The organism is Lysinibacillus alkalisoli, from assembly GCF_014643595.1.
Classification (GTDB): Bacteria; Bacillota; Bacilli; order Bacillales_A; family Planococcaceae; genus Metalysinibacillus; species Metalysinibacillus alkalisoli.
Genome location: NZ_BMJT01000006.1, coordinates 204,870 through 214,398, shown reverse-complemented (window position 1 = coordinate 214,398; position 9,529 = coordinate 204,870). Strand labels below are relative to the sequence as shown.

The 9,529-nt window shown below is 39.1% G+C and carries 8 protein-coding genes and 6 tRNA genes; 13 read left to right on the top strand and 1 reads right to left on the bottom strand.

Going from position 1 to position 9,529, the window contains the following annotated elements; all coding sequences use genetic code 11:
• Window positions 1-127 precede the first annotated feature (127 nt).
• Complete coding sequence (gene mbcS / locus IEW44_RS10820) at window positions 128-1,699, bottom strand: acyl-CoA synthetase MbcS (RefSeq protein ID WP_188615058.1); 1,572 nt, start codon at window positions 1,697-1,699, stop codon at window positions 128-130.
• 257 nt (window positions 1,700-1,956) lie between these two features.
• Here mbcS and IEW44_RS10815 point away from each other — a divergent pair.
• The 13 genes from IEW44_RS10815 (at window position 1,957) to IEW44_RS10755 (ending at window position 9,215) form a co-directional block, all read left to right on the top strand.
• Window positions 1,957-2,031, top strand: a tRNA-Asn gene (locus tag IEW44_RS10815).
• 87 nt (window positions 2,032-2,118) lie between these two features.
• Window positions 2,119-2,193: transfer RNA gene (locus IEW44_RS10810), tRNA-Glu, on the top strand.
• 26 nt (window positions 2,194-2,219) lie between these two features.
• Window positions 2,220-2,295, top strand: a tRNA-Val gene (locus IEW44_RS10805).
• Between the two features lie 17 nt (window positions 2,296-2,312).
• Window positions 2,313-2,396: transfer RNA gene (locus tag IEW44_RS10800), tRNA-Tyr, on the top strand.
• Between the two features lie 15 nt (window positions 2,397-2,411).
• Window positions 2,412-2,487: transfer RNA gene (locus tag IEW44_RS10795), tRNA-Gln, on the top strand.
• Window positions 2,488-2,503: 16 nt separating this feature from the next.
• Window positions 2,504-2,579 (top strand) — tRNA-Lys (locus IEW44_RS10790).
• A 141-nt stretch (window positions 2,580-2,720) separates the two neighbouring features.
• Window positions 2,721-3,626, top strand: coding sequence for an arginase (gene rocF / locus IEW44_RS10785; RefSeq protein WP_188615057.1), 906 nt, complete (start codon window positions 2,721-2,723; stop codon window positions 3,624-3,626).
• 196 nt (window positions 3,627-3,822) lie between these two features.
• Entirely contained in the window at window positions 3,823-4,386 is a 564-nt protein-coding gene (gene sigW / locus IEW44_RS10780; RefSeq protein ID WP_188615056.1) for an RNA polymerase sigma factor SigW, read from the top strand.
• A gap of 14 nt (window positions 4,387-4,400) precedes the next feature.
• Complete coding sequence (locus tag IEW44_RS10775) at window positions 4,401-5,030, top strand: anti-sigma factor family protein (protein WP_188615055.1); 630 nt, start codon at window positions 4,401-4,403, stop codon at window positions 5,028-5,030.
• 170 nt (window positions 5,031-5,200) lie between these two features.
• Window positions 5,201-6,037 (top strand): diadenylate cyclase CdaA, encoded by an 837-nt coding sequence (gene cdaA, locus IEW44_RS10770; RefSeq protein WP_188615054.1) that lies wholly within the window; start codon window positions 5,201-5,203, stop codon window positions 6,035-6,037.
• Window positions 6,030-7,118 carry a CdaR family protein gene (locus IEW44_RS10765; RefSeq protein WP_188615053.1) on the top strand — a complete coding sequence of 363 codons (1,089 nt, stop codon included), beginning with the start codon at window positions 6,030-6,032 and terminating at the stop codon, window positions 7,116-7,118. The genes cdaA and IEW44_RS10765 overlap by 8 nt, the downstream gene beginning before the upstream one ends.
• 38 nt (window positions 7,119-7,156) lie before the next feature.
• Complete coding sequence (gene glmM / locus IEW44_RS10760; RefSeq protein WP_188615052.1) at window positions 7,157-8,509, top strand: phosphoglucosamine mutase; 1,353 nt, start codon at window positions 7,157-7,159, stop codon at window positions 8,507-8,509.
• 181 nt (window positions 8,510-8,690) lie between these two features.
• The gene (locus tag IEW44_RS10755) at window positions 8,691-9,215 is read left to right on the top strand and encodes a type 1 glutamine amidotransferase domain-containing protein (RefSeq protein WP_308421646.1); all 525 of its coding nucleotides are present in this window, start codon (window positions 8,691-8,693) and stop codon (window positions 9,213-9,215) included.
• Window positions 9,216-9,529: the final 314 nt, after the last annotated feature.

The following is a 9,529-nucleotide window of genomic DNA, read 5'->3' as shown; positions in this document are numbered from 1 at the left end:
TTAAGCTCTTTAGCGTCGATGGTAGTTGGACGTAGGTCCTGCGAGAGTAGAACGTTGCTAGGCACTTATTAAAACCCCTGTTACGAAAATCGTAACAGGGGTTTTTGATTTGATATATATGATTAAATTAGTGTTGCGCTCGTAATTCGACACGGCGAATTTTACCTGAAGTAGTTTTAGGTAACTCATCTAAAAAGACAATGCTACGTGGGTATTTATAAGGTGCTGTCATTTCTTTGACATGCTCTTGTAATTCTTTCACTAATAACTCATTGCCTTGATCTTTATGAGATTCTCTTAAGACAATAAATGCTTTTACAATATTGCCACGAATTTCGTCTGGCGCAGCAACAACCGCGCATTCTTGCACAGCAGCATGTTTGTTTAAGGCGTCTTCTACTTCAAATGGTCCAATTGTATAACCCGAAGAAATGATGATGTCATCGCCACGTCCTTCAAACCAGAAATAGCCTTCTTCATCACGGTAAGCTTGGTCGCCAGTAATGTACCAATCACCTCTAAATGCCGCTTGAGTACGTTCTAATTCTCTATAGTATTCTTTAAATAATGCAGGTGTTGAACGATGTACAGCGATGTCTCCTACTTCTCCTACGCGAGTTTCATTGCCTTCAGGATCAATAATACATACACGATTACCAGGTGTTGGTTTACCCATTGAACCAGGACGTAACTCGGTATCTTCTAATGTACCAACGAGTAATGTATTTTCAGTTTGACCATAGCCATCACGTACTTTTAAATTAAAGTGCTTATGGAAGGTTTCGATAACAGGACGGTTAAGTGGCTCTCCTGCAGATACTGCGCTTCGCAATGCTGTTAAATTATAATCGTCTAAATTATCAAGTTTCGCCATAATACGATACTCTGTTGGTGTGCAACATAACACGTTAACCTTCTCGTCTTGTAAGAGTTGTAAGTAGGTTTTAGCATCAAAGCCACCATGATAAACAAAAGCGGTTGCACCCAGCATAATAGTTGATAAGAAGGGACTCCAAACCCATTTTTGCCAACCAGGTGCAGCAGTTGCCCAAACTAAATCGCCTTCATGCACACCAAGCCATTTAGTAGCTGCTGTACGCACGTGAGCATAGCCCCAACCATGAGAGTGCACAACACCTTTTGGATTGCCTGTAGTGCCTGAAGTATAAGATAAGAAAGCCATATCATCACGATGAGTATTAGCAGCAGTAAATTGTGTAGACTGACTGAGTGCTTGCTCATTTAAAGAAAGCCAGCTACCATGTGCATTTCCAATCACTAATTTAATCTTCATTGCTTCTACATCATCAGAGATTTTATCAACCTCTTCAGTAAATAAGTGATAAGAAATAATGCCGCTAGCTCCAGCGTGCTGCATGCGGTATTCTAAGTCTTTAGCACGTAACATCTCAGAGCATGAAATTGGTACAAGACCAGCTTTTAAACAACCTAAAAAGATATAATAAGCTTCTGGTAGACGTGGAATAATGACTAAAACGCGGTCTCCAGTCTTTAACCCGGCATTTGTTAATGTGTGTGCATATTGGTTCATCTTTTCAACGAGCTGTTTATACGAGACGATTTGGCGGTCCCCCTCCGCATTTAGCCAACGTATTGCTTCGCGATCATCTAAATGACCAAATTGCTCTACTTCTTGCGTAATATTGTACTGATCTGGTGCAATTAAATTTACTGCCATAAACATTACCCCCTTAGTGAACTATTGAAAATGCTAAAAATAAAGAAAATTCAAACATATTCAATTAGTACTAATTGTAACAGTGTCAGAAAAAGCAAGTCAAGATAAAAAGGCATTAAAGTAGAAGTATGAAGCATTACGTAAGGTGATTAAGTCAATTACATGAAATAATGAAAAACATTAATTTTTTTGATAAAAAGAACTTGCATATAATATTAAACTTGTTATAATAGTATTTGTGCTTGAGATAATGTTGTTCCGAAGTAGCTCAGTGGTAGAGCAATCGGCTGTTAACCGATCGGTCGTAGGTTCGAGCCCTACCTTCGGAGCCATTTTTTTTTGAAAAAATCAAAAAAAGTATTGCTTAAACAAACAATATTGTATATAATAAATCTTGTCTTGTTTGAGAAGTATAACAAGGCCCCTTGGTCAAGCGGTTAAGACACCGCCCTTTCACGGCGGTAACACGGGTTCGAATCCCGTAGGGGTCACCATTTTTATAAAAATGCTATGTGCTAATGGAGAATTAGCTCAGCTGGGAGAGCATCTGCCTTACAAGCAGAGGGTCGGCGGTTCGAGCCCGTCATTCTCCACCATTAATAACTAGCATTTTGGAGAGGTAGCGAAGTGGCTAAACGCGGCGGACTGTAAATCCGCTCCTTAGGGTTCGGCGGTTCGAATCCGTCCCTCTCCACCAGTTTTATAAAATGATTGGGGTATAGCCAAGCGGTAAGGCAGCGGATTTTGATTCCGTCATTCCCTAGGTTCGAATCCTAGTACCCCAGCCATTTTTTTTATTTTCTAGAGCCATTAGCTCAGTTGGTAGAGCATCTGACTTTTAATCAGAGGGTCGCAGGTTCGAATCCTGCATGGCTCACCAGTTTTATAAAACATGTTATCTACATATTGTATGTAGTTTTTTTTATGTTATAAATGAATATTTATACATTAAAATGTTAGGTTGAACCGACAGGGTGTTAGCGTTTACAATGTAAACATACATCAAAGGGGGTATAAGAACATGAATAATTTAAATGTTTCTATTATTGGCGTTCCGTCAGATTACGGTCAAACACGAAGAGGCGTAGATATGGGGCCTAGTGCCATTCGCTACGCAGGTGTTGTACAACGCTTAGAGGCGATTGGTCACACTGTACAAGACTTAGGTGACATTCATGTTAGTCAAGATCACAAAGAGAATGATGCAAATGAGAAGTTGCGTAATTTAGAAGAGATTGTAGACGTTAGTACAACATTAGCTAATCGTGTACATGGCGTATTAGAAGATAAAAAATTTCCGCTTGTTCTAGGTGGCGACCATAGTATTGCTATTGGTACACTTGCTGGTTTAGGTGACCATTATGAAAATCTGGGCGTAATTTGGTATGATGCACATGCAGATTTAAATACAGACGAAACAACACCGTCAGGTAATATCCATGGTATGCCATTAGCAGTGAGTGTAGGGCTTGGGCATGAGCGCCTGATTAACATTCGTAACTACGTACCTAAAGTAAAGCCAGAGAACGTTATCATTATTGGGGCACGCTCTGTTGACCCAGGGGAACGCGAGTTAATTAAAGAGCAAGGCATCAAAGTCTATACGATGCATGAGATTGATCGTCTTGGTATGACACATGTTATGGAAGATGCTATTCAGTACTTAAAAGACCGCAATGTGGATGGTTTACATTTATCATTAGACTTAGATGGATTAGATCCACTATATACACCAGGTGTTGGTACACCTGTACCAGGCGGTATCACCTACCGAGAAAGCCATCTTGCAATGGAGATGTTACAAGAGTCTGGTATGGTAACATCAGCAGAGTTTGTAGAGGTAAACCCTATTTTAGATGAAAAGAATCAAACAGCTAATGTAGCAGTAGAGTTGATTGGTTCATTATTCGGAGAGACACTTGTATAAGATGATGCACTATAAAATCAGCGGAAATATATTCGCTGATTTATTTTATTTTAGGGCTTTTTTTGTTCATAAGACGTTATAACAGTTATGCCGACAGAGGTGAAAAAATTTTGTTATAATAAGAGAAAATGAAACTTTCCTGTCCATCAACCGTATAATATAGAAGACAGTGCTAAGTTAGAGAGGAAGACACGGAATGGATGCGTTATTGAACAAACGAATACGACAAGTGCTCAAAGGCGATCAAAGCGCATTCGCCGATATCGTGAGTCTCTATCAAGGTAGGCTGTATCAAGTATGTTATCGAATGCTTGGCAATAAGCAAGAGGCGGAAGATATCACACAGGAAGCATTTGTACGTGCATATACCAATTTGCATACTTTTGATCAAAATAGAAAATTTTCCACTTGGATCTACCGCATTGCGACAAATCTATGTATTGATCGAATTCGCAAAAAAAAGCCTGATTATTACCTAGATGCTGAGGTAGCCGGAACAGAAGGCTTAAATATGTACTCACAAATTGCTGCGAGTGAGCCGTTGCCCGTCCAACAAGTAGAAGAGATGGAGCTGCAGGAACGAATTCAATATGAAATCAGTCGTTTATCAGACAAATACCGAACGATTATTGTTTTAAAATACATTGAAGAGCTATCACTGCAGGAAATTAGCGAAATTGTTGATATGCCAGTTGGTACTGTCAAAACGAGACTTCATCGCGGGCGTGAGGCATTGCGCAAGCAGTTGAAGAATCTGTAGGAGGAGGGGGCATCATGGGTAATTGTCCAGAGCATATTGTTGAATATATGCATGATTATTTAGATGGCGATATTAGTCGTGAACATGAGCAGGAGTTAAAAAAGCACTTGCAACGTTGTAGCGACTGCCAGCAACATATGCATGAGTTAAGTGACACTATTGCGTTTGTAAAGAGCGCAACGCATGTAGCAGCACCTCTGCATTTTGAAGCGTCTGTAATGGCTAAATTACCTAAACAGAAGCATCGCATGGGTGTGCAAAAATGGTTAAGACAACATCCACTATTGATTGCTGCCGCTGTCTTTTGTTTATTGATGAGTGCAACATTATTTAGCAGTTTTAAAGATGATCAGCAATTCTCAGTAACAAAGCAACCTAACTTAGTGGTAGACGGTCAAACTGTGATTGTACCAAAAGGTGAAGTTGTAAAAGGAGATATCGTGGTAAGGAATGGCGATATTGTTGTTGAGGGAGAAGTTGATGGCAATATTACGGTCATCAATGGTAAGTATATGGCATCTACAGCGATGGTAACTGGTCAAATTGAAGAGATAAATGAAGCCTTTGACTGGCTTTGGTATAAAATAAAAAAAGTGACGAATGATGTTTTTGCGATGAATGGTAAAGCTGAGCAAGAAAATTAAACGTTTAAGAGCTGTTGAGTAGAGGGAAAAACTCAATAGCTCTATTTTTATGGCTGTTGTTAAAAGTTTAATAAATTTTATTGGTGACTATAGGCTTTGAAAAGCGGAGTTTAGGCGTAATATGCTATACTGTTGATGTATGTATTCGCAAGAAAAGTGGGGGATGCCACATGCAATTTTTTGAACAGTTTACAGACTTAGCGCCACTAAGTATTTTAGTAAACATTATTGATATTATGCTAGTGTGGTATGTCATTTACAAAGTACTTACATTAATTCAAGGTACAAAAGCTGTCCAACTATTAAAAGGTATTTTTGTAATCATACTCGCTCGCATCGGCACATGGTTCTTTGGCTTAGAAACATTAGAATGGATGCTAAAACAAGTTATTGAGTTCGGATTTTTAGCCATTATTATTATCTTCCAGCCAGAGATTCGCCGCGCATTAGAGCAATTAGGTAGAGGACGATTATTTCAACGTTCAACGAGCCAACTAGAAGAAGAACAAACACGTTTAATTGAAGCAATGAAGAAATCTGTGAGTTATATGGCAAAGCGCCGTATAGGAGCTTTAATTTCGATTGAAAAAGACACAGGTTTAAATGAATATATTGAAACAGGCATACAAACAGATGCAGATATTACATCCGAGTTACTTATTAATATTTTCATACCTAATACACCACTACATGATGGTGCTGTCATTATTCAGCGCCAAAAGATTATGGCAGCAGCTTGTTATTTGCCTCTTTCCGAAAATCCATTTATCTCGAAAGAACTGGGCACAAGGCATAGAGCTGCACTTGGTTTAAGTGAAGTGACAGATGCGATTACTATTGTCGTATCAGAGGAGACAGGGAGTATTAGTGTGGCAAGTAACGGCAATTTAAATCGTGATTTGTCGTTAGATCAATTTACAGAGCTACTGCGTTTGCAATGGTTCGGTCCTAAAGCTGAAGAAGTGACCACCTCAAAATGGACGTGGAGGGGGAAGAAAAATGGATAAAATGATGGATAGCCCATGGGTGTTACGTATTACAGCACTAGGTCTAGCGATTTTATTATTCTTCTCAGTTCGTTCAGATTTAGATACAACAAAACGCATAGCCGTTAATGAGCAAGAAGATATTATTCGCGATGTACCTGTAGAGGTGTATTACGATACAGATAATTTAATTGTAACAGGCGTACCGCAAACCGTAGATGTTCGGGTGAGTGGGCCGTTACAACTTGTTTTGCCATTACGTGCAACAAAAGATTTTAAAGTTTTTGTGGATTTAAATCAACTCGTACTTGGTAAGCATAAAGTGAAATTACAATACGAAAATATTTCAGATAAGATTGATGTTGCGATTGAACCGCGTAGCATAGATATTGAGATTGAAGAGAAAGTAACAAAAGAATTTCGCGTAGACCCTGAAATGAACCGAGGTAATATTGCAGATGGTTATGTATTAAAAGATATGAAGGTAAACCCTGCAACGGTTTATGTCACAGGTGCTAAAAGTGTGATTGATAGTATTAGTTATGTCAAAGCCACAATTGATGGTGATAGTACAATCAAGGGTGCATTCTCGCAAGAAGCAAGCGTACGCGTGCTAGATCGAGATTTAAATAAATTAGATGTGACTGTAAAACCAGAGAAAGTAAAAGTGGATGTTGATGTTGGTGAATATAGTCAAGAAATTCCAATTAAAATCTCACAAACAGGTAATGTAAAAGCAGGTTTAGAAGTAGTAAATGTAAGCGCAGAACAACAAAGTGTTACCGTATATGGCTCCAAATCAATTGTTGATGTTATGGAGAGTATTGATGTGCCATTAGATTTAGGCAAAGTAACCGAGAGTAAAACATACACTATTACTATACCTAAGCCAGAGGGCGTAAAGAAATTAAGTGAGGATACGATTAAGGTAAAAGTAGAAGTGCGTCAAACAGCCATCGAAACACCAATAGATCCTAAACCTAATGAAACGCCTAATGTAGAGAACGAGGCACAACAGGATAATAAAGAAGAAAAACCTGTAGAAGAAGAGGATGCCAAAGAAACAACGGAACAACCAGAAAGTACAGAAACAAAAGAGTAAATATCCTGTATAAATTGGTATTGAAGGAGAGAAAACGAATGGGTAAATATTTTGGAACAGACGGCGTACGTGGCGTAGCAAACACGGAACTAACGCCTGAATTAGCATTTAAGCTAGGGCGTGCAGGTGGTTATACGTTAACGAAAAATGCAACAAGTCGCGCAAAAGTAATTATTGGTCGCGATACACGTATCTCTGGTGAGATGCTAGAAGGTGCACTTGTAGCTGGTCTGTTATCCATAGGTGTTGAAGTAATGCGTTTAGGCGTTATTAGTACACCAGGTGTCGCCTACTTAACACGCATTATGAATGCAGAAGCAGGTATTATGATTTCTGCCTCACACAACCCTGTAGCTGATAATGGTATTAAATTTTTCGGGCCGGATGGCTTTAAATTATCAGATGAACAAGAACAAGAAATTGAACAATTATTAGATGCAACAACTGACACATTGCCACGCCCAGTAGGCGGAGATTTAGGCTCTGTTACAGATTATTTTGAAGGTGGACAAAAATATTTACACTACTTAAAACAAACGGTAGATGTAGAGTTTGAAGGCATCCATGTCGCACTTGATTGTGCACATGGTGCAACATCAGGTTTGGCGGCGCATTTATTTGCAGATTTAGAAGCGGATATTTCGACAATGGGTGCTTCACCAGATGGTTTAAATATTAATGAAGGTGTTGGCTCTACACACCCTAAAAAATTAGCAGCTTTTGTAAAAGATCGTGGTGCAGATGTAGGTTTAGCATTTGATGGCGACGGTGACCGTATTATTGCGGTTGACGAAGATGGTAACATTGTCGATGGTGACCAAATCATGTATATTGTTGGGAAATATTTAAACGATAAAGGTATATTGAAAAAATCAACGGTTGTATCAACCGTTATGAGTAATATGGGCTTTTATAAAGCACTCGAAAATAATGGTATGCATAGTGTACAAACAGGTGTCGGTGACCGCTATGTAGTGGAAGAAATGCGCGCACATGACTATAATTTTGGTGGCGAGCAATCAGGGCATATTGTATTTTTAGATTTCAATACAACAGGTGATGGCTTATTAACAGGGATTCAGTTAGTAGCGATTATGAAAGAAACAAACAAAAAACTATCAGAATTAGCGGCTGAGATGAAGATTTATCCGCAAGAATTAGTGAATGTACGCGTAACAGATAAACATGCTGTTACACAAAACGAGAAAGTAGCAACAGTGATTGCTGCTGTAGAAGAGCGTATGGCAGGTAATGGACGTGTGTTAGTGCGTGCTTCTGGTACAGAGCCATTAGTACGTGTAATGGTGGAAGCAGCGACACAAACAGACTGCGAAACCTATGTACATGAAATTGCAGATGTAGTACGTGCAGAAATGGGCTTACAAGAGTAGATTAAGGCCGCTTAAGTGGTAAAGGAGAATAACATTCCCCTTTACCACTTTTCTTATTTTATCGTTATTTTTTAGAGTAGCGCAAAAGACGCGATATAGGGTTAAAAAGCTTTTAACGTTTATTTTACTGTCGACAGGGGAAGATGGATAAAGAATCACAAAATAAAGGAGTGCTAAAATTATGGCAAGAGTAGCAACAGTAATCGCAGACTTATTTGAAGATGTTGAGTACACAAGTCCGGAGAAGGCACTACTAGATGCAAATCATGAAGTCGTGACAGTAGGTTTTGAAGGTGGCATGGGGGCAAGTGTAGAAGGCAAACACGGAGCTAAGGTAGACGTACAGCACAGTATTGCGGATGTTTCACCTGATGACTTCGATGCTTTATTTATCCCTGGTGGTTTTTCACCAGACATTTTACGTGCGGATGACCGTATGGTAGCCTTTGCTAAAGCATTTATGGATGCTAAAAAACCTGTTTTTGCGATATGTCATGGACCACAATTATTGATTACAGCACGCACATTAGAGGGACGGGATGTTACAGGTTATAAATCCATACAAGTCGATTTAGAGAATGCGAGAGCCAACTTCCATGATCAAGAAGTGGTCGTATGTCAAAATCAACTCGTAACAAGCCGTACACCAGATGATTTACCCGCATTTAATCGTGAAATGGTAAAAATGCTAGTCCTCGGTCATTAACAATGTCTGTTAAGCTTGTGGATTATTACTATCCACAAGTTTTTTTATGGATTCGTAATTTAATTATTGACGTATAGGCGTATTTTTTTGTATGATATGCTAGTCAAAAATGGTAAGGAGGGTTGGGTACAGCCTACAAGAAAACAATAATAGCGCCAGTGCTAAGTAAATTACAATCACTTAGCAGACGAGGAAGAGGTTAATCGAACAGTCGGCGGATGCCTCTCGGTCATGCAAATCGTTAACACACTGTAAAACAAGCAAGCAATTGCTCGGACAGGTCAGTGTTGTCTGCATAAAATAAAAGAATAGAG